At 51.2% G+C, this 19,334-nt stretch carries 18 protein-coding genes; all 18 read right to left on the minus strand.

Annotated elements, in window-relative coordinates; all coding sequences use genetic code 11:
• Positions 1-6: 6 nt before the first annotated feature.
• On the minus strand, positions 7-780 hold the full coding sequence (pstB, locus tag LA337_23520; GenBank protein ID UBI16077.1) for a phosphate ABC transporter ATP-binding protein PstB: 774 nt from the start codon (positions 778-780) through the stop codon (positions 7-9).
• A gap of 46 nt (positions 781-826) precedes the next feature.
• A complete protein-coding gene (gene pstA / locus LA337_23525) occupies positions 827-1,717 on the minus strand; it encodes a phosphate ABC transporter permease PstA (GenBank protein ID UBI16078.1) in 891 nt (296 codons plus the stop codon).
• On the minus strand, positions 1,717-2,676 hold the full coding sequence (gene pstC, locus LA337_23530; protein UBI16079.1) for a phosphate ABC transporter permease PstC: 960 nt from the start codon (positions 2,674-2,676) through the stop codon (positions 1,717-1,719). Before pstC ends, pstA begins: the two co-directional genes overlap by 1 nt.
• A gap of 192 nt (positions 2,677-2,868) precedes the next feature.
• Positions 2,869-3,909: a phosphate ABC transporter substrate-binding protein PstS gene (gene pstS / locus LA337_23535; GenBank protein ID UBI16080.1), complete on the minus strand. Its 1,041-nt coding sequence runs from the start codon at positions 3,907-3,909 to the stop codon at positions 2,869-2,871.
• Positions 3,910-4,244: 335 nt separating this feature from the next.
• On the minus strand, positions 4,245-6,074 hold the full coding sequence (gene glmS / locus LA337_23540; protein UBI16081.1) for a glutamine--fructose-6-phosphate transaminase (isomerizing): 1,830 nt from the start codon (positions 6,072-6,074) through the stop codon (positions 4,245-4,247).
• A gap of 224 nt (positions 6,075-6,298) precedes the next feature.
• Positions 6,299-7,669, minus strand: a complete 1,371-nt coding sequence (gene glmU / locus LA337_23545; GenBank protein ID UBI16082.1) for a bifunctional UDP-N-acetylglucosamine diphosphorylase/glucosamine-1-phosphate N-acetyltransferase GlmU — start codon at positions 7,667-7,669, stop codon at positions 6,299-6,301.
• A 673-nt stretch (positions 7,670-8,342) separates the two neighbouring features.
• Entirely contained in the window at positions 8,343-8,762 is a 420-nt protein-coding gene (gene atpC, locus LA337_23550) for a F0F1 ATP synthase subunit epsilon (protein UBI16083.1), read from the minus strand.
• Between the two features lie 20 nt (positions 8,763-8,782).
• Positions 8,783-10,165 (minus strand): F0F1 ATP synthase subunit beta, encoded by a 1,383-nt coding sequence (atpD, locus tag LA337_23555; GenBank protein ID UBI16084.1) that lies wholly within the window; start codon positions 10,163-10,165, stop codon positions 8,783-8,785.
• Between the two features lie 26 nt (positions 10,166-10,191).
• Positions 10,192-11,055, minus strand: a complete 864-nt coding sequence (gene atpG, locus LA337_23560; protein ID UBI16085.1) for a F0F1 ATP synthase subunit gamma — start codon at positions 11,053-11,055, stop codon at positions 10,192-10,194.
• 50 nt (positions 11,056-11,105) lie between these two features.
• Complete coding sequence (gene atpA, locus LA337_23565) at positions 11,106-12,647, minus strand: F0F1 ATP synthase subunit alpha (GenBank protein ID UBI16086.1); 1,542 nt, start codon at positions 12,645-12,647, stop codon at positions 11,106-11,108.
• Between the two features lie 12 nt (positions 12,648-12,659).
• Positions 12,660-13,193 carry a F0F1 ATP synthase subunit delta gene (atpH, locus tag LA337_23570; GenBank protein UBI16087.1) on the minus strand — a complete coding sequence of 178 codons (534 nt, stop codon included), beginning with the start codon at positions 13,191-13,193 and terminating at the stop codon, positions 12,660-12,662.
• 14 nt (positions 13,194-13,207) lie between these two features.
• On the minus strand, positions 13,208-13,678 hold the full coding sequence (atpF, locus tag LA337_23575) for a F0F1 ATP synthase subunit B (GenBank protein UBI16088.1): 471 nt from the start codon (positions 13,676-13,678) through the stop codon (positions 13,208-13,210).
• Positions 13,679-13,737: 59 nt separating this feature from the next.
• Positions 13,738-13,977, minus strand: coding sequence for a F0F1 ATP synthase subunit C (gene atpE, locus LA337_23580; GenBank protein UBI16089.1), 240 nt, complete (start codon positions 13,975-13,977; stop codon positions 13,738-13,740).
• 46 nt (positions 13,978-14,023) lie between these two features.
• Positions 14,024-14,839 (minus strand): F0F1 ATP synthase subunit A, encoded by an 816-nt coding sequence (gene atpB / locus LA337_23585; GenBank protein UBI16090.1) that lies wholly within the window; start codon positions 14,837-14,839, stop codon positions 14,024-14,026.
• A 7-nt stretch (positions 14,840-14,846) separates the two neighbouring features.
• The gene (atpI, locus tag LA337_23590; protein ID UBI16091.1) at positions 14,847-15,227 is read right to left on the minus strand and encodes a F0F1 ATP synthase subunit I; all 381 of its coding nucleotides are present in this window, start codon (positions 15,225-15,227) and stop codon (positions 14,847-14,849) included.
• A 614-nt stretch (positions 15,228-15,841) separates the two neighbouring features.
• Positions 15,842-16,465 carry a 16S rRNA (guanine(527)-N(7))-methyltransferase RsmG gene (gene rsmG / locus LA337_23595; protein ID UBI16092.1) on the minus strand — a complete coding sequence of 208 codons (624 nt, stop codon included), beginning with the start codon at positions 16,463-16,465 and terminating at the stop codon, positions 15,842-15,844.
• 102 nt (positions 16,466-16,567) lie between these two features.
• Positions 16,568-18,457 carry a tRNA uridine-5-carboxymethylaminomethyl(34) synthesis enzyme MnmG gene (gene mnmG, locus LA337_23600; protein ID UBI16093.1) on the minus strand — a complete coding sequence of 630 codons (1,890 nt, stop codon included), beginning with the start codon at positions 18,455-18,457 and terminating at the stop codon, positions 16,568-16,570.
• 372 nt (positions 18,458-18,829) lie between these two features.
• Positions 18,830-19,279, minus strand: coding sequence for an FMN-binding protein MioC (gene mioC, locus LA337_23605; protein UBI16094.1), 450 nt, complete (start codon positions 19,277-19,279; stop codon positions 18,830-18,832).
• Positions 19,280-19,334 lie beyond the last annotated feature (55 nt).

Genomic DNA, 19,334 nt, shown 5'->3' on the forward strand with positions numbered 1-19,334 from the left:
GGCATATCAACCGTAGCGGCCAGTAATGTAATCTTCAGTTTGTTTCTTCGCGGGCTTGGTGAACAGATCGTCCGTGTTGCTGAACTCAATCAACTCGCCCAGGTACATAAACGCCGTGTGATCGGAACAACGCGCAGCCTGCTGCATGTTGTGGGTTACGATAACGACGGTGTAATCTTGTTTCAGCTCTGTGATCAGCTCTTCAATGCGCCCGGTAGAAATAGGGTCGAGCGCTGAACACGGCTCATCAAGCAGAAGCACTTCCGGACGAATGGCGATACCGCGCGCAATACACAGACGCTGCTGCTGACCACCGGAGAGAGAGTACCCGCTCTGGTGTAATTTATCTTTGGTTTCGTTCCACAGTGCGGCCTTGGTCAACGCCCACTGCACACGTTCGTCCATATCCGCACGCGAGAGTTTCTCAAACAGACGCACCCCAAAAGCGATGTTATCGTAGATGGACATCGGGAACGGCGTCGGCTTCTGGAATACCATGCCCACTTTGGCACGCAGCAGAGCGATATCCTGAGTGTTAGTGAGAATATTGTCGCCATCCAGCAGGATTTCGCCTTCCGCACGCTGTTCCGGGTACAGTTCAAACATTTTGTTGAATGTACGCAGCAGCGTCGATTTACCACAGCCTGACGGCCCGATAAACGCCGTTACCTGGTTTTTAGCAATATCCAGGTTGATGTTCTTCAGGGCATGGAATTTGCCATAGTAGAAGTTCAAATCACGAACCTGAATCTTACCCGGGGCAGTATCAACCATACTCATTTCAATCTCTTCCTCATCCGGCGCCGCATCAGCCACGCCGTAAAAATTAACCGTGTTTCTTCTTCGCGAAAATGACGCGCGCCAGAATGTTCAGCAGCAGTACGCACAGGGTAATAATCAGCACCCCGGCCCAGGCCAGTTGCTGCCACTCAGCAAACGGGCTCATCGCAAACTTAAAGATAGTGACCGGCAGGTTAGCGATAGGCTGCATCATGTCGGTGCTCCAGAACTGGTTGGAGAGCGACGTAAACAGCAGCGGAGCCGTTTCACCTGCGATACGTGCAATAGCCAGCAGAACCCCTGTAATAATGCCCGAGACAGACGCCTTCAGGGTGATCGCAGAAATCATCTTCCACTTCGGCGTACCCAGTGCATAGGCAGCTTCACGCAGGCTATCCGGCACCAGCTTGAGCATGTTCTCCGTGGTACGAATAACAATGGGCACCTGCAGCAGCGCCAGCGCGATAACGCCCGCCCAGCCGGAGAAGTGCTCCATTTTTGCCACCACGATGGTGTAAACAAACAGGCCAACTACGATTGATGGCGCAGACAACAGGATGTCGTTGATAAAGCGGATGACCTCAGCCAGCCAGGACTTACGTCCATACTCTGCCAGGTAGATGCCCGCCATAATACCAAGCGGTGTACCAAACACGGTCGCCCACAGAATTAACAGCCCGCTACCGGCCAGGGCGTTCGCCAGACCACCGCCCGCCGTATTCGGCGGAGGCGTCATTTCGGTGAACAACGCCAGCGACATACCGTCAATACCGCGGGTGATCGTGGACATCAGGATCCAGATAAGCCAGAACAGACCGAACGCCATGGTCGCCATAGAGAGCGTCAGCGCGATGCGGTTCTTCAGGCGACGACGCGCCTGCATTTTACGGCGGGATTCCGCTAGTGCAGCGGTGTTTTGCATTTCAAGCGTAGCCATTAGCGTGCCCCCTCGTTCTTCGCAAGGCGCATGATCATGAACTTAGACGCCGCCAGTACGATGAAGGTGATCACAAACAGAATCAGACCCAGTTCCATCAACGCGGCAACGTGCAGCCCTGATTCCGCTTCGGCAAATTCATTCGCCAGCGCAGAGGTAATACTGTTGCCAGGCATGTACAGCGAGGCACTGTCGAGCTGGTAGGTGTTACCGATGATAAAGGTCACCGCCATGGTTTCACCCAGCGCGCGACCCAGACCAAGCATCACACCGCCAATCACACCGTTTTTGGTGAACGGCAGGACGATGCGCCAGATAACTTCCCAGGTAGTACAACCGATGCCGTAGGCTGACTCTTTCATCAGGACCGGCGTTTGTTCGAACACATCGCGCATAACCGCCGCAATGTACGGGATGATCATGATAGCGAGGATCACGCCAGCAGCCAGAATACCGATACCAAACGCCGGACCAGCAAACAGCGCGCCAACAAACGGAATGTTGGAAAGGATGTTCCCGACCGGTTCCTGGAAATAAGTCGCAAACAGCGGAGCAAAAATAAACAGGCCCCACATGCCGTACACGATACTTGGAATTGCCGCCAGCAGCTCAATAGCGATACCCAGCGGGCGACGCAGCCAGCCAGGTGCAAGTTCAGTCAGGAATAAAGCAATGCCGAAACTCACCGGAACGGCAATCAGCAGCGCGATAAGCGAGGTGACCAGCGTACCGTAAATCGGTACTAATGCACCATAGATGTCGTTTGGCGCATCCCATTCTTTAGTCCACAGAAAGGAGAAGCCAAATTTCTGAATGCTTGGCCAGGAGGAGATAACCAGAGAGACAATAATGCCACCCAACATCAATAGCACAATCAGCGCAGCCAGTTTTACCAGCGCGCTGAATATCATGTCACCCTTTTTACCCGGTGGGTTAAAAGCAGGCTTGGTTGCAGCCATAAATCACTCTTTAAGTTTGGGCCAGGAAGCACGCATTTTATCGTGCTTCCCGGCTAACGTAATGCCATACCCTAAATAATTCGAGTTGCAGCAAGGCGGCAAGCTTGTGGATCCCCAGGAGCATAGATTCACTATGTGACTGGAGTGAACAAGCACAGCCAACACAGCTGCGGCTCGAAGTATGACGGGTATTTAGTACAGCGCTTTACCGCTGCTGTCTTTCACGTTGGTCTTCCATGCAGCACGAATCTGCTCAACCACGCTGTCCGGCAGGCTGGCGTAATCCAGGTCATTAGCCTGTTTGCCGCCATTTTTGTACGCCCAGTCGAAGAACTTCAGCACTTCAGCGCCCTGCTCAGGTTTCTTCTGCTCTTTATGCACCAGGATGAAGGTGGTGGAAGTGATAGGCCACGCATCGTCACCTTTCTGGTTAGTCAGATCCTGAGCGAAGGTTTTGCTCCAGTCAGCGCCTTTTGCGGCATTAGCGAAGCTTTCTTCGGTCGGGCTTACCGGTTTACCATCAGCAGAGACCAGCTTGGTGTACGCCAGGTTGTTCTGCTTAGCGTAAGCGTACTCAACGTAGCCAATAGAGCCCGGCAGACGCTGGACGAACGCGGCGATACCGTCGTTACCTTTACCGCCCAGACCGGTCGGCCAGTTAACGGTAGAGCCGGAACCAATTTTAGATTTCCACTCTTCGTTCACTTTTGCCAGATAGCTGGTGAAGACAAAGGACGTACCGGAACCGTCAGCACGACGCACAACGGCGATATTCTGCGAAGGCAGCTTCAGACCCGGGTTCAGTTTGGTGATGGCTTCATCATCCCACTTCTTAATTTTACCGAGGTAGATGTCGCCGAGCGTTTTACCGTCCAGCACCAGCTCGCCGGATTTCAGGCCAGGGATGTTGACTGCCAGTACCACACCACCGATAACGGTCGGGAACTGGAACAGGCCTTCTTGATTGAGTTTTTCGTCAGACAGCGGCGCATCTGAAGCACCGAAATCAACGGTATTCGCTGTGATTTGTTTTACACCACCGGAGGAGCCGATACCCTGGTAGTTTACTTTGCTACCGGTCTCTTTCTGATAGGTATCTGCCCATTTGGCATACACTGGCGCAGGGAAGGTTGCACCTGCACCTGTCAGGCTCGCTGCTGCAAACGCAGAGAACGCGCTCATGGATAAGGTCGCGGCGACAACAGTTGCGACAGTGGTACGCATAACTTTCATAATGTCTCCTGCACGGTTTTCGTAAATCGTTGTTTGAGTTGCTACTGTGAGCAAAATAGGACAAACAGGTGACAGTTAAATGTACGAAATATGACAGTTTTATGACAACGAAAAATACGTGAAGTTTCTCAGATAAAAATGCATTTAAAACAAAACGTTAGTCATTACCATGACAATAACATTTCGCTAAAATTTTCTTTTTATGACACTGCAAACAGTAGCTGAAGATGACGGTTTGTCACATAAAACAGGCGGGATAATTGATTAAAAACAGAACAAGCGAAAAAATAATGCCCCGCTTGTAGCAGGGCATTTTCAGTTCAGTTAAGTACGGATTACTCTACGGTAACCGACTTCGCCAGGTTACGCGGCTGGTCCACGTCAGTGCCTTTAATCAGCGCCACATGATACGCCAGCAGCTGCAGCGGAACGGTGTAGAAGATTGGTGCAATTACCTCTTCCACATGCGGCATCTCGATGATGTGCATGTTTTCACTGCTGGTAAAGCCAGCATCCTGGTCAGCGAAGACGTACAGCTGGCCGCCACGGGCGCGAACTTCTTCAATGTTGGATTTCAGTTTTTCCAGCAGTTCGTTGTTCGGTGCCACGACGATAACCGGCATATCAGCGTCAATCAGCGCCAGTGGACCGTGCTTCAGTTCACCTGCGGCATATGCTTCAGCGTGAATATAAGAAATCTCTTTCAGCTTCAGCGCGCCTTCCAGCGCAATTGGGTACTGATCGCCACGACCAAGGAACAGCGCATGGTGTTTGTCAGAGAAACCTTCAGCCAGAGCGGCAATGCGTTTGTCCTGAGACAGCATCTGCTCAATACGACTCGGCAGCGCCTGCAGTCCGTGAACGATTTCCTGCTCAATAGACGCATCCAGGCCTTTCAGACGAGACAGTTTCGCCACCAGCATCAGCAGAACGGTCAGTTGCGTGGTAAAGGCTTTCGTGGAGGCCACACCGATTTCGGTACCGGCATTGGTCATCATCGCCAGATCGGATTCACGCACCAGAGAAGATCCCGGGACGTTACAGATAGCCAGCGAGCCCAGATAGCCCAGCTCTTTAGATAAGCGCAGACCCGCCAGGGTATCCGCCGTTTCACCTGACTGGGAAAGGGTGATCATCAGGCTGTTACGACGCACGGCAGATTTGCGATAGCGGAACTCAGAAGCGATTTCGACATCACAAGGAATACCCGCCAGCGATTCAAACCAGTAGCGCGATACCATACCTGAGTTGTACGACGTACCGCAGGCGATAATCTGGATATGCTCAACCTGAGACAGCAGCTCGTTGGCATGCGAACCCAGCTCGCTTAAATCCACTTCACCGTGGCTAATGCGCCCGGTCAGCGTATTTTTAATTGCGTTCGGCTGTTCGTAGATCTCTTTCTGCATGTAGTGGCGATAAATACCTTTTTCGCCCGCATCGTATTGCAGATTAGATTCGATATCCTGACGTTTCACTTCCGCGCCAGACTTGTCGAAAATGGTAACCGAACGACGGGTCACTTCCGCAATGTCACCCTCTTCCAGGAAGATAAAGCGACGGGTTACCGGCAGCAGCGCCAACTGATCGGAAGCGATAAAGTTCTCACCCATACCCAGCCCAATCACCAACGGGCTACCAGAACGAGCGGCCAGCAGGGTTTCCGGGTTACGGGTATCCATGATCACCGTGCCGTAGGCACCGCGCAGCTGCGGAATAGTACGCAGCACGGCTTCACGCAGCGTACCACCCTGTTCCAGTTCCCAGTGCACCAGGTGAGCAATCACTTCGGTGTCTGTTTCAGAAACAAAGGTGTAACCACGGGTTTTCAGCAGTTCACGCAGCGGTTCATGGTTTTCAATGATGCCGTTATGCACCACGACAATGTGTTCAGAAACATGAGGATGCGCGTTCGCTTCTGAAGGTTCGCCGTGTGTCGCCCAACGGGTATGAGCGATACCTGTACCACCATGCAGCGGATGTTCTTCCGCAGCAGCAGTCAGCATCTGCACTTTACCCAGACGACGCAGACGGGTCATATTGCCTTCAGCATCGACAACGGCCAGACCAGCAGAGTCATAACCACGATATTCCAGACGACGTAAACCTTCGAGAAGGATTTCAGCTACATCACGCTGCGCGATAGCGCCAACAATTCCACACATATTTTTTGATTCCGAATTTAGGCATTGTGCCTGTCGTTGTCGCTGACCTGTATTTGCCCTTTCCGGGCGCCCCGAGCCTTGTAGAGAGTGGGGTTATTTTTTTAGGTACTGCTTGTTGAGCGGAGGATTATATTATCCCCTCATCTCTTGTCTGCCTGATGGCGCTCACGCTTATAAGGCCTACAGAACGTCACCGCACGTAGGCCGCCATCCGGCAAAATAAATTACTTCTTCTTCACCGGACGCTGCCAGCCCTGTTTATGGACCTGAGGTACACGGCTTAATACCAGTTCGTTATCGGCAACATTACGCGTTACGGTAGTTCCTGCGGCAATCGTCGCACCTTTACCCACGGTGACAGGCGCCACCAGCTGAGTATCAGAACCCACAAACACATCATCACCAATAATGGTTTTAAACTTATTGGCACCATCGTAGTTGCAGGTGATCGTACCCGCGCCGATGTTCACGTTATCGCCAATTTCCGCATCGCCCAGATAGGTCAGGTGACCGGCTTTGGAGCCTTTACCCAGACGCGCTTTTTTCATTTCGACAAAGTTACCCACGTGCGCGCCTTCCTGCAGCTCAGCGCCCGGACGCAGACGCGCGAATGGGCCTATGGTGCAAGCGGCTTCCAGATGGGCATCTTCAACCACACTGTATGGGCTAAGCTCACAACCTTCACCAATAACGCTGTTTTTGATGATGCAGCCGGCGCCAATCTTGACGCGATCCCCAACGGTTACGTTACCTTCAATGATAACGTTAGTATCAATTTCAACATCGCGCCCGTGAATAAGCGTACCGCGAAGATCAAAACGTGCAGGATCGCGCAGCATCACGCCCGCTAACAGCAGTTTTTCTGCCTGCTCGGACTGATACACGCGCTCCAGACGGGATAATTGAAGACGGTTATTCACCCCTTCCGTTTCGCTAATACGTGCCGGATGTACCGCAGCAATTTCGCGCCCTTCCTGGTATGCCATCGCAATGATATCGGTGATGTAGTATTCACCCTGCACATTGTTATTAGTCAGTTTGGACAGCCAGCGTTTCATGTCTGCGCCATTGGCAATCAGAATACCGGTGTTGATTTCCTGGATTTGCCGCTGCTCGTCGGTTGCATCTTTATGCTCAACGATACCGGTGACGTTACCGTTTTCACGCGTAATACGCCCATAACCGGACGGGTCGTCCAGTTTTACCGTTAACAAGCCAATGCCACCCTGCGGTTTGGCTTCACGCAGGCGACGCAAGGTATCGGTAGAGATCAGCGGCACATCGCCATAGAGCATTAAAATGTCTTCGTCATCACCAAAGAATGGCGCTGCCTGCTGCATTGCATGGCCGGTGCCCAACTGATCTACCTGCAAAACCCAGTTTAGATTGCCATCTTTCAGCGTCTGCTTGAGCAAATCACCACCGTGCCCGTAGACCAGATGTACGTGAGTCGCACCTAATTCATTAGCAGCATCAATGACATGCTGAACCATCGGTTTTCCTGCGAGGGTATGCAGCACTTTAGGAAGATCGGAATACATACGCGTGCCTTTGCCTGCGGCAAGGATCACGACGCTCATAGCATTATTCAACATACACGTCCTGACTGTAATTTGAGAACGAATTTATACCGTTTCACATTGAAAATACTACATTTTTTTCAGCGTGAAATGGACCGAAGATAAAACGTTCAATCGGGGAAATTTCCCCTCTGATAACTGTCTATTTTCATCTATTTCGGCGTCTTTTGTCTCCCAAAAACCAGGAGTCTGCTCTTATTAAAGCCTTAGGTTAATGTTTTTGCTGTTTTTTTACTGCATGAATAAAGAACTACAAAAGAAAAATACAATTTTATTAAAGTGATTCAGTGAAAAGCAGAAAAAACAGACAGGAGAAATACAGTTTTAAAAGGAAAGAGTACAAATGATAATACGGGGGAGGGGAATTTATTAACAGATGGCGCGAGCAGGTAACCGTATGAAGCATCGCGCCACAGAGCAGTTCAGGGAAGACTAAACTTCCATGCTGCTGAAAAGCGCGATGATTTTGTTAATCAGTTTCATGTTGATATCCTGTTTTTATCTGAATTAATTATGTGACATATATCACAAAAAGAAGTCTACGCCTCATTTTTTAACCGATCAACATTTTTGTGATGTAAATCACAAAATAATAAAACAGCTTTTTAGTTTCACTCTTACTGAAACAAAACCCAAAAAAAAAGCCAGCCTGGAAACCAGACTGGCTTTTGTGCTTTTCAAGCCGGTGTTACATCGCTTTTTTGGTCAACTCGATAACGCGCAGTTTCGCGATCGCTTTGGCCAGTTCCGCAGATGCCTGAGCGTAATCCACGTCACCATGAGAGCTCTTGATGTGCTCTTCAGCCTTACGCTTCGCTTCCAGGGCTCTCGCTTCATCGAGATCCTGTCCGCGAATCGCGGTATCAGCCAGGACGGTCACGCTGCCAGGCTGCACTTCGAGAATGCCGCCGGACAGATAGATAAACTCTTCATGACCGAACTGTTTAACGATGCGGATCATACCAGGCTTAATGGCGGTGAGCAGCGGTGCGTGACCCGGGAAAATACCCAGTTCACCTTCACTACCCGTTACCTGGATTTTCTCGACCAGACCAGAGAACATTTGTTGCTCTGCACTGACGACGTCCAGGTGGTAAGTCATTGCCATATCACCCTCCGATTAAGGCGTTAAAGTTTTTTGGCTTTTTCCACGGCTTCGTCGATAGAACCAACCATGTAGAACGCCTGCTCTGGCAGGTGGTCGTATTCGCCTTCCATGATGCCTTTAAAGCCACGGATGGTGTCTTTCAGGGATACGTATTTACCCGGAGAACCGGTGAATACTTCCGCAACGAAGAACGGCTGGGACAGGAAGCGCTGGATCTTACGCGCACGTGCTACCACCAGTTTATCTTCTTCAGACAGTTCATCCATACCCAGGATGGCGATGATGTCTTTCAGTTCCTGATAACGCTGCAGCAGGGACTGTACGCCACGCGCAGTGTCGTAGTGTTCCTGACCAACAACCAGTGGATCCAACTGACGGCTGGTGGAATCCAGCGGGTCAACTGCCGGGTAAATACCCAGAGATGCGATCTGACGGCTCAGTACCACGGTTGCATCTAAGTGAGCAAAGGTGGTTGCTGGGGATGGGTCAGTTAAGTCATCCGCAGGTACGTATACCGCCTGAACGGAGGTGATAGAACCGGTTTTGGTAGAGGTGATACGTTCCTGCAGAACGCCCATCTCTTCCGCCAGAGTCGGCTGGTAACCTACCGCTGAAGGCATACGACCCAGCAGTGCAGATACTTCAGTACCGGCCAGGGTGTAACGATAGATGTTATCGACGAACAGCAGTACGTCACGACCTTCGTCACGGAACTTCTCTGCCATGGTCAGACCGGTCAGAGCAACGCGCAGACGGTTTCCCGGCGGCTCGTTCATCTGGCCATATACCAGGGATACTTTGTCCAGAACGTTGGAGTCGGTCATTTCGTGGTAGAAATCGTTACCCTCACGAGTACGTTCACCTACGCCCGCAAACACGGAGTAACCGGAGTGCTCGATCGCGATGTTACGGATCAGCTCCATCATGTTTACGGTTTTACCTACACCCGCACCACCGAACAGACCAACTTTACCGCCCTTAGCGAACGGACACATCAGGTCGATAACTTTGATGCCGGTTTCCAGCAGTTCCTGAGAGCTGGACAGCTCTTCATAGGAAGGAGCCGCGCGGTGGATAGCCCAACGCTCTTCTTCACCGATATCGCCTTTCATGTCGATCGGGTGACCCAGGACGTTCATGATACGACCCAGAGTTGCTTTACCTACCGGGACTTCGATCGGGTGCTCGAGGTCTTTAACTTCCAGACCACGACGCAGACCGTCGGAAGAACCCATGGCGATGGTACGTACGATACCGCCGCCGAGCTGCTGCTGAACTTCCAGCACCAGGCTCTCTTTACCATTCATAACCTCAAGAGCATCGTACACGCGCGGTACGGCATCCTGAGGGAATTCGACGTCAACCACGGCGCCGATTACCTGGACAATTTTTCCAGTAGCCATCTTGAATCCTCTACGAATTAACCTGGTTATACCGCGGATGCACCACCGACGATTTCGGTGAGTTCCTGAGTAATGCTGGCCTGACGAGCTTTGTTGTATACCAACTGCAGCTCTTTAATCAGGCTGCCGCCATTGTCGGTCGCGGCTTTCATCGCCACCATACGTGCGGCCTGCTCGCTGGCCAGGTTTTCTACCACGCCCTGATAAACCTGAGACTCGACATAACGACGCAGCAGGGTATCCAGCAGCGCTTTCGGGTCTGGTTCATACAGGTAATCCCAGGATTTACGCTTCAATTCATCATCATCTGATGCCGGCAGAGGCAGCAGTTGGGTGATGGTTGGCGTCTGAGACATGGTGTTAATAAATTTGTTGCTGACAACGTACAGTCTGTCCAGACGACCTTCATCGTAGGCTTGCAGCATCACTTTAACCGGACCGATCAGTTCGGACAGGGAAGGGTTATCCCCCATACCGGTTACCTGAGCAATCACATTACCGCCAACGGAGTTAAAGAAAGACACGCCCTTAGAGCCGATCATTGCGATATCGCACTGAACGCCTTTATCGGACCATGTTTTCATATCCGCCAGCAGCTTTTTGAACAGGTTAATATTCAAGCCACCGCACAGACCACGGTCGGTCGACACCACCAGGTAGCCCACGCGTTTAACGTCGCGTTCTTCCAGGTAAGGGTGCTTATATTCCAGATTACCATTCGCAAGGTGACCAATCACTTTGCGCATGGTCTCTGCATAAGGACGGCTGGCCGCCATGCGATCCTGCGATTTACGCATTTTGGAAGCGGCGACCATCTCCATCGCTTTAGTGATCTTCTGCGTGTTCTGGACGCTTGCGATCTTACTACGTATCTCTTTTGCGCCGGCCATGAGCTTCTCCTCAATGCCTTGCGGTCCGCCCTAAAGCAGACCGCCAGACGTTACCAGGACTGGGTTGCCTTGAAGGAATCGAGGATAGCTTTCAGCTTGCCTTCGATTTCATCGTTATAGCCACCGGACTGGTTGATCTCTTGCATCAGCGGAGCGTGGTCACGGTCAACGTAAGCCAGCAGAGCGGCTTCGAAGCTACCGATTTTCGCCAGTTCCACATCTTCGAGGTAACCGCGTTCAGCCGCAAACAGCACCACACCCTGCTGTGCTACAGACATTGGGGCATACTGTTTCTGCTTCAGCAGTTCAGTTACTTTCTGACCGTGGCTCAGCTGCTTACGCGTAGCTTCATCCAGGTCGGAAGCGAACTGAGAAAACGCTGCCAGTTCACGATACTGCGCCAGTGCGGTACGAATACCACCGGACAGTTTCTTGATGATCTTGGTCTGCGCTGCGCCACCTACACGAGATACGGAGATACCCGGGTTAACAGCCGGACGAATACCGGAGTTGAACAGGTTGGTTTCCAGGAAGATCTGACCATCGGTAATGGAAATTACGTTGGTCGGAACGAACGCAGAAACGTCACCCGCCTGGGTTTCGATAATCGGCAGAGCGGTCAGGGAGCCGGTTTTACCTTTCACTTCACCATTGGTGAACTTCTCAACGTATTCCGCGTTTACGCGGGATGCGCGTTCCAGCAGACGGGAGTGGAGGTAAAATACGTCGCCTGGGAATGCTTCACGTCCTGGCGGACGACGGAGCAGCAGGGAAACCTGACGGTAAGCAACAGCCTGTTTAGACAGGTCATCGTAAACGATCAGTGCATCTTCGCCGCGGTCACGGAAGTATTCGCCCATTGCGCAACCGGCATATGGCGCCAGGTATTGCAGTGCAGCAGATTCAGACGCAGTCGCCACCACAACGATGGTGTTGGACAGTGCGCCGTGTTCTTCCAGTTTACGAACCACGTTGGAAATGGTGGACGCTTTCTGGCCGATAGCCACGTACACACATTTGATGCCGGAATCACGCTGGTTGATGATGGCGTCGATTGCCATCGCAGTTTTACCTGTCTGACGGTCACCGATGATCAGCTCACGCTGGCCACGACCGATTGGGATCATGGCATCAACAGATTTATAACCGGTCTGTACTGGCTGGTCGACGGACTGACGTTCGATTACGCCTGGTGCGATAACTTCGATTGGCGAGAAGCCATCGTTATCAACCGGACCTTTACCGTCAATCGGGGAACCCAGAGTGTTCACCACACGACCCAGCAGGCCACGGCCAACCGGAACTTCCAGAATACGACCCGTACACTTAACCTTCATGCCTTCGGCAAGGTCAGCGTATGGACCCATCACAACTGCACCTACGGAGTCGCGCTCCAGGTTCAGTGCGATAGCGTAACGGTTACCCGGCAGGGAGATCATCTCACCCTGCATACAATCGGCCAGGCCGTGAATGCGGATAACACCGTCACTTACAGAAACAATAGTACCTTCGTTATGAGCTTCGCTCACAACATTGAACTGAGCAATGCGCTGCTTGATCAGTTCGCTGATTTCGGTGGAATTCAGTTGCATGCTCCAGTCCCCTTAAGACTGCAAGACGTCTGCAAGGCGCTCAAGACGGCCGCGTACGCTGCCATCAATGACCATATCACCCGCTCGGATGATTACGCCTGCCATTACAGACTTATCGATTTTGCAATTCAGCTTAACTTTGCGTGACAGACGTTTTTCCATCGCTGCACTAATCTTCGTAAGCTGTTCATCACTCAGTGCATTGGCAGAAGTGACTTCTACCTCAGAGATAGCCTCACTGGCTGCACGCAGGTGAATAAACTGCTCAAGAACATCCGGGAGCGCATTCAGACGGTTATTTTCAGCCATTACCCTAATCAGGTTCTGGCCGCTTTCGTCCAACTGCTCACCGCACACGGCGATAAACGACTCAGCGAGCGTTTCCGGCGCCAGTGCGCCAGAAAGAAGCTCTGCCATTTGTTCGTTTTTAGTCACCTCAGCGGCAAACGTCAGCATATCCTGCCAACGGTCAACGCTTTGGTGCTCAACGGCAAAGTCAAAAGCTGCTTTGGCGTAGGGGCGAGCTACCGTAATAAATTCAGACATCAGCCCCTCCCTCCTTACAGTTCAGCGACAAGTTTGTCCACGATGTCGCTATTAGCAGCTTCATCCACGGAACGTTCGATGATCTTCTCGGCGCCAGCAACAGCCAGGATAGCAACTTGCTTACGCAGCTCTTCGCGAGCACGTTTACGCTCGGCGTCAATTTCCGCCTGCGCCTGTGCCACGATTTTAGTACGTTCCTGCTCTGCTTCAGTTTTAGCTTCGTCCAGGATCTGAGCGCGGCGTTTGTTCGCCTGCTCGATGATTACCTGAGCTTCCGCCTTCGCTTTTTTCAGCTGGTCGGTCGCGCTGGCCTTTGCAAGGTCAAGATCCTTATGTGCTCGTTCTGCAGAAGCAAGGCCGTCAGCAATTTCTTTTTGACGTTTTTCGATGGCAGCCATTAATGGCGGCCATACGTACTTCATGCAGAACAGAACGAACAGGACAAACGCGATGGCCTGGCCGAGGATTGTTGCGTTAAGATTCACAGCACAATGCCTCTATCTAGTTAACGTTCTGATATTGCTCTTAATTCAAGCAACGCTTACTACGCGACAGCAAACATCACGTACAGACCCAGACCTACAGCGATCATTGGGATTGCATCCACCAGACCCATAACGATAAAGAACTGAGTACGCAGCAGAGGAATCAGATCCGGTTGACGCGCTGCGCCTTCCAGGAATTTACCCCCGAGGATGCCGATACCGATCGCAGCACCGATTGCCGCCAGACCCATCATCACAGCGGCAGCAATGTACAGCAGATCCATATTCAGGTTTTCCATGACAGTCTCCAGTTTGTTTCAGTTAAAACGTAGTAGTGTTGGTAAATTAATGCTCTTCAGATGCCATCGACAGATAGACAATCGTCAGAACCATAAATATGAAGGCTTGCAGCGTGATAATCAGTATGTGGAAAATGGCCCATGGCACATTCAGGATCCACTGTGACCACCACGGCAACAGACCAGCAATCAGAATGAAAATCAGCTCACCGGCATACATGTTGCCGAACAGTCGCAGACCAAGAGAAATTGGTTTGGACAGCAGGCTTACCCCTTCAAGGATTAAGTTGACAGGGATGAACGCCCAGTGATTGAACGGCTGCAGCGTCAACTCTTTCGCGAAGCCACCGATGCCTTTCATTTTGATGCTGTAGAACAGAATGAGGATAAATACGCCCAGCGCCATCGACAGGGTGATGTTCACGTCAGCAGACGGAACCACACGCAGAGCCGGCAGGCCAAAGATATGCTCACCGATGTACGGCAGCAGGTCGATAGGCAGCAAATCCATCAAGTTCATCAGGAATACCCAGACGAAAATCGTCAGGGCCAGCGGAGCAATCAGCTTGCTTTTGCCATGGTACATGTCTTTCACGCTACCATGCACAAAGCCGATTACCAGCTCAATCGCGGTCTGAAATTTACCTGGTACGCCGCTGGTCGCCTTTTTGGCTACGCTACGGAACATAAGCAGGAACAACAGACCCAGAACCACCGAGAAGAAAATGGAGTCAATATTGAGCGTCCAGAAGGTGGCTGGGGGGTTGTGCGGATCCACCAGCGAGAATGTACGTAGGTCCAACTGAAGGTTATTCAGATGGTGTCCTATGTAATCCTGCGGCGTCATATTTTCTGAAGCCATGATGCCTTTACCCTTTGTTGTTAATTACAGCCGGCGCCAGTATCTGAACCACCAGCACCAAAACCCACGTAACGATCAGCGGCATGAATACCGCTTTCAAAACAGCCAACGCCACCACCAGCAAAACCAGCATCGCTAACACCTTGAAGGCTTCGCCGAAAGCGAACGTCCAGGCTACTCGACCTTTAGCTGGTGTATGCGCCTGGTGACGCCAGGCAAATATCATAAACAACACGTTAGGCAGTAACACTGCCAATCCACCGCACAACGCGGAGATGCCCCAGAAAGGGTCTTTGAGGCTAAACAGCAATCCACTTGCTATTACCGCCAGAAGCTGTGTGAGCAAAAGCTTACGAGCAACGTTTCGACTCAAGAGCGACATAGACATCACGTTTTTACTCCTGCTCCCTACGAGGTATGCCGCGTGTCGTATAAAACGTTCTTTATGGCTTAGAGTCAAGCATCAAAAAGCGGTCAAATTATACGGTGCGGCTTCGTGATTTCAAACAATAAGTAGCTAAAAAGTGAATAAATGTTTAAATATTTTTCGCTACCCCACATTTATCACTTTTTGGCAAACTGTGAACGATCATGCAAAACTGCAAATGCCGCGTAAACACTGGCGGCAAAGCGTGCACCAGATCACATATTGAACATATTCACCTTCGCATAATTTATTTACGTGGCAAATGATGCCTTTTCATCTTTTTGATATTTAAGCGTAAAAATAGCCACTATTAAAAAAACAACAGCTAACAACAAAAAAACCACGCATTGACATTTATAATAAAAAATTAACACAACGGGTGATTCTTACGTTCTATTTTTAGCAGACTGATATTTTCACAGCTGACTTGTTTCGCTTTTAACAAAAAACGGTACGTTATAGTTATGATGCAAAACCGTAAGGCATTGGTGAAATGTAACGACATTTAACCACACTATTCCCTATGACTTTTAACACCTGAACTGCCGTTTTTTTTCTATTTTTTTTGATAAAAATTAAATTTTGTTTGGCTTAATAACCACCAAATGACGTTCGCCTTCCAACTGCGGAACGCGTAATTTTTCAACCGACTCGACGCTGAATTCTGCTGGCAGCGAGTCAATTTCATCTGCAGGCAACTGCCCTTTTAACGCATAAAAACGTCCATCAGGTCCTGGCAAATGATGGCACCAGCTCACCATATCATTGAGTGATGCAAAAGCACGGCTAATGACCCCATCGAACGGCGGTTCTGAAGGGAATTCTTCAACACGGCTTTGTACAGGCGTGATGTTAGTAAGCGCAAGCTCATGCTGCACCTGACGCAAGAAACGGACGCGTTTTCCCAGGCTATCCAGCAGTGTGAAATGCGCTTCAGGGCGCACGATAGAGAGCGGAATTCCCGGCAGGCCAGGTCCCGTACCCACATCGATAAAACGCTCCCCCTTCAGATACGGCGCGACGACAATGCTGTCCAGAATATGGCGCACCAGCATTTCGTTGGGATCCCGCACCGACGTCAGGTTGTACGCTTTATTCCATTTGTGCAGCATATCGACATACGCAATCAGCTGATTTTTCTGGTGATCGGTAAGAGAAATACCGGCATCAGCCAGCAGACGAGAGAGTTTGTTGAGCACGGTCGTTACCTGTTAATAATCAAATGCCCGATGCGCTTTCGCTTATCGGGCCTACAAATTTGTACGGCGGGCAAGCGAAGCGCCCCCGCCAAATGAGAGTTATCAAGCGCTGCGGCGCAGCATACCTTGTTTTTTCAGCCATACCAGCAGAATGGAGATGGCGGCAGGCGTTACGCCGGAAATGCGCGATGCCTGACCGATCGATACCGGTTTGTGATCGTTCAGTTTGGCGATGACTTCATTCGACAAGCCAGAGACCTGGCGATAATCCAGCGTTGCAGGCAACAGGGTGTTCTCATTACGCTGCTGTCTTTCAATTTCTTCCTGCTGACGGGCGATATACCCTTCGTATTTCACCTGAATCTCAACCTGTTCCGCGGCCTGAGCATCGTCAAGCGCTGGTGCGAACGCAGATAAAGAGGTCAACTGAGCATAGGTCATATCCGGGCGACGCAGCAGATCTTCACCGCTGGCTTCACGTGACAGAGGCGTTGCCAGGTGAGCATTCACTTCTGCTGCAGATTCCGCTAACGGGTTTACCCAGGTTGATTTGAGACGCTGGCGTTCTTGTTCGATGCGCTCCAGCTTCTCGTTGAAGCGAGCCCAGCGCTCATCGTCCACCAGACCCAGTTCTCGACCAATTTCGGTCAGACGCAGGTCGGCGTTATCTTCACGCAGCATCAAACGGTATTCTGCGCGTGAGGTAAACATGCGGTACGGTTCTTTAGTGCCCAGCGTACACAGGTCGTCCACCAGCACGCCAAGATAAGCCTGATCGCGACGCGGTGCCCAGCCGTCTTTCTCAGCAGACAAGCGTGCGGCGTTCAGACCAGCCAGCATGCCTTGCGCGGCGGCTTCTTCGTAACCGGTTGTACCGTTAATCTGTCCCGCAAAGAACAGCCCCTGGATGAATTTGCTTTCCAGAGTAGGTTTCAGGTCGCGCGGATCGAAGAAATCATACTCAATAGCGTAGCCAGGGCGGACGATTCTGGCATTTTCCATTCCCTGCATAGAGCGGACAATTTGCATCTGCACATCGAACGGCAGGCTGGTGGAGATGCCATTCGGGTAAATTTCGTTAGACGTCAGTCCTTCCGGTTCAAGGAAGATCTGATGCTGGTTACGATCGGCAAAGCGCATCACTTTGTCTTCGATCGACGGGCAGTAGCGCGGGCCGATTCCTTCGATCACACCGGCGTACATCGGGCTACGATCGAGGTTATTGCGGATCACGTCATGGGTTCTCTCATTGGTATGCGTGATGTAACACGGCATCTGGCGCGGATGTTGAGAAGCATCGCCCAGGAATGAGAAGACCGGCATCGGGTTATCGCTGTTTTGCTGGCCAAGCACGCTGAAATCAATAGTGCGCGCATCGATACGCGGCGGTGTACCCGTTTTCAGGCGGCTGACGCGCAGCGGCAGTTCACGCAGACGACGTGACAGCGGGATAGACGGCGGATCGCCAGCACGGCCACCGCTGTAGTTATCCAGACCAATATGAATTTTGCCGTCGAGGAAAGTCCCCACGGTTAATACAAGCGCTTTGGCACGGAACTTCAGTCCCATTTGGGTCACTGCGCCCACAACACGATCGTTTTCAACAATCAGATCTTCAACCGCCTGTTGGAAGATCATCAGGTTGGGTTGATTCTCCAGCGCGGTACGTACCGCCTGGCGATAGAGCACGCGATCGGCCTGAGCTCGGGTAGCGCGAACGGCTGGCCCTTTGCTTGCGTTTAGTATCCTAAACTGGATACCTGCATGGTCGATCGCTTTTGCCATCAACCCACCAAGCGCATCCACTTCTTTTACCAGGTGTCCCTTCCCAATACCGCCGATCGCCGGATTGCAGCTCATCTGCCCCAGAGTGTCGATATTGTGTGTCAAAAGCAGAGTCTGTTGACCCATTCGCGCCGCGGCCATTGCGGCCTCGGTGCCTGCATGACCCCCGCCAATGATGATGACGTCAAAAGGATCCTGATAAAACATGGTAATTGCCTCGCATAACGCGGTGTGAAAATGGATTGAAGCCCGGGCCGTGGATTCTACTCAACTTTAGTCGATGGAGAAAGACCTGGGATCCTGGGTATTAAAAAGAAGATCTTTTTATTTAGAGATCTGTTTTATTGTGATCTCTTATTAGGATCGCAAGTTTCTGTGGATAAGGGCGATCCTTTGAATAAGATCAACAGGTTGCTGAGGATCATTAGCTGTGAATGATCGGTGATCCTGGTCCGTATAAGCTGGGATCAGAATGAAGGGTTATACACAACTCAAAAACTGAACAACGGTTGTTCTTGGGATAACTACCGGTTGATCCAAGCTTTTAACCAGAGTTATCCACATAAAAAAGTACGATCTTTACAAATCTCTGAGCAATGGATGCCACGATCCCAGCCAAATTTCAGCCGGATCTTCCGGAATTTCATGTTCCAGTACGTTGATCCTGAGCGTTTCGCCTACCTGTTTTGCTCCACAGGCCTTCAATTCGGCTTCCAGCTTGTCGATTGCGCCGCAAAAGGTGTCATATTCACGACTGCCGATCCCGATTGCGCCAAACCGCACTTGTGACAGGTCCGGCTTTTGCTCGCGTAACGCATCATATAAAGGCTGTAGGTTGTCAGGAATGTCTCCCGCACCGTGCGTAGAGCTAATAATCAGCCAGATGCCGTCAGTCGGAACCTCTTCAAGCATTGGCCCATGCAGTGTTTCGCTGGAAAAACCGGCGTCGTCCAGCTTTTCAGCCAGATGTTCTGCTACATATTCCGCACTGCCAAGCGTACTACCGCTGATAAGAGTGATGTCTGCCATGATCGCCCACCTTTATAAAGAGGGCGTATTGTACGCTGTGAGCGAGCTGGGATCT

The sequence above is a fragment of the Citrobacter europaeus genome, assembly GCA_020099315.1.
Lineage (GTDB): Bacteria > Pseudomonadota > Gammaproteobacteria > Enterobacterales > Enterobacteriaceae > Citrobacter > Citrobacter europaeus.

Coding starts and splice junctions, on each gene's coding strand:
- atpH (UBI16087.1), bottom strand. CDS start 13,193: ATGTCTGAATTTATTACGGTAGCTCGCCCCTACGCCAAAGCAGCTTTT.
- atpA (UBI16086.1), bottom strand. CDS start 12,647: ATGCAACTGAATTCCACCGAAATCAGCGAACTGATCAAGCAGCGCATT.
- atpB (UBI16090.1), bottom strand. CDS start 14,839: ATGGCTTCAGAAAATATGACGCCGCAGGATTACATAGGACACCATCTG.
- glmS (UBI16081.1), bottom strand. CDS start 6,074: ATGTGTGGAATTGTTGGCGCTATCGCGCAGCGTGATGTAGCTGAAATC.
- atpE (UBI16089.1), bottom strand. CDS start 13,977: ATGGAAAACCTGAATATGGATCTGCTGTACATTGCTGCCGCTGTGATG.
- mioC (UBI16094.1), bottom strand. CDS start 19,279: ATGGCAGACATCACTCTTATCAGCGGTAGTACGCTTGGCAGTGCGGAA.
- glmU (UBI16082.1), bottom strand. CDS start 7,669: ATGTTGAATAATGCTATGAGCGTCGTGATCCTTGCCGCAGGCAAAGGC.
- pstC (UBI16079.1), bottom strand. CDS start 2,676: ATGGCTGCAACCAAGCCTGCTTTTAACCCACCGGGTAAAAAGGGTGAC.
- atpC (UBI16083.1), bottom strand. CDS start 8,762: ATGGCAATGACTTACCACCTGGACGTCGTCAGTGCAGAGCAACAAATG.
- pstS (UBI16080.1), bottom strand. CDS start 3,909: ATGAAAGTTATGCGTACCACTGTCGCAACTGTTGTCGCCGCGACCTTA.
- pstA (UBI16078.1), bottom strand. CDS start 1,717: ATGGCTACGCTTGAAATGCAAAACACCGCTGCACTAGCGGAATCCCGC.
- pstB (UBI16077.1), bottom strand. CDS start 780: ATGAGTATGGTTGATACTGCCCCGGGTAAGATTCAGGTTCGTGATTTG.
- atpG (UBI16085.1), bottom strand. CDS start 11,055: ATGGCCGGCGCAAAAGAGATACGTAGTAAGATCGCAAGCGTCCAGAAC.
- atpI (UBI16091.1), bottom strand. CDS start 15,227: ATGTCTATGTCGCTCTTGAGTCGAAACGTTGCTCGTAAGCTTTTGCTC.
- atpD (UBI16084.1), bottom strand. CDS start 10,165: ATGGCTACTGGAAAAATTGTCCAGGTAATCGGCGCCGTGGTTGACGTC.
- mnmG (UBI16093.1), bottom strand. CDS start 18,457: ATGTTTTATCAGGATCCTTTTGACGTCATCATCATTGGCGGGGGTCAT.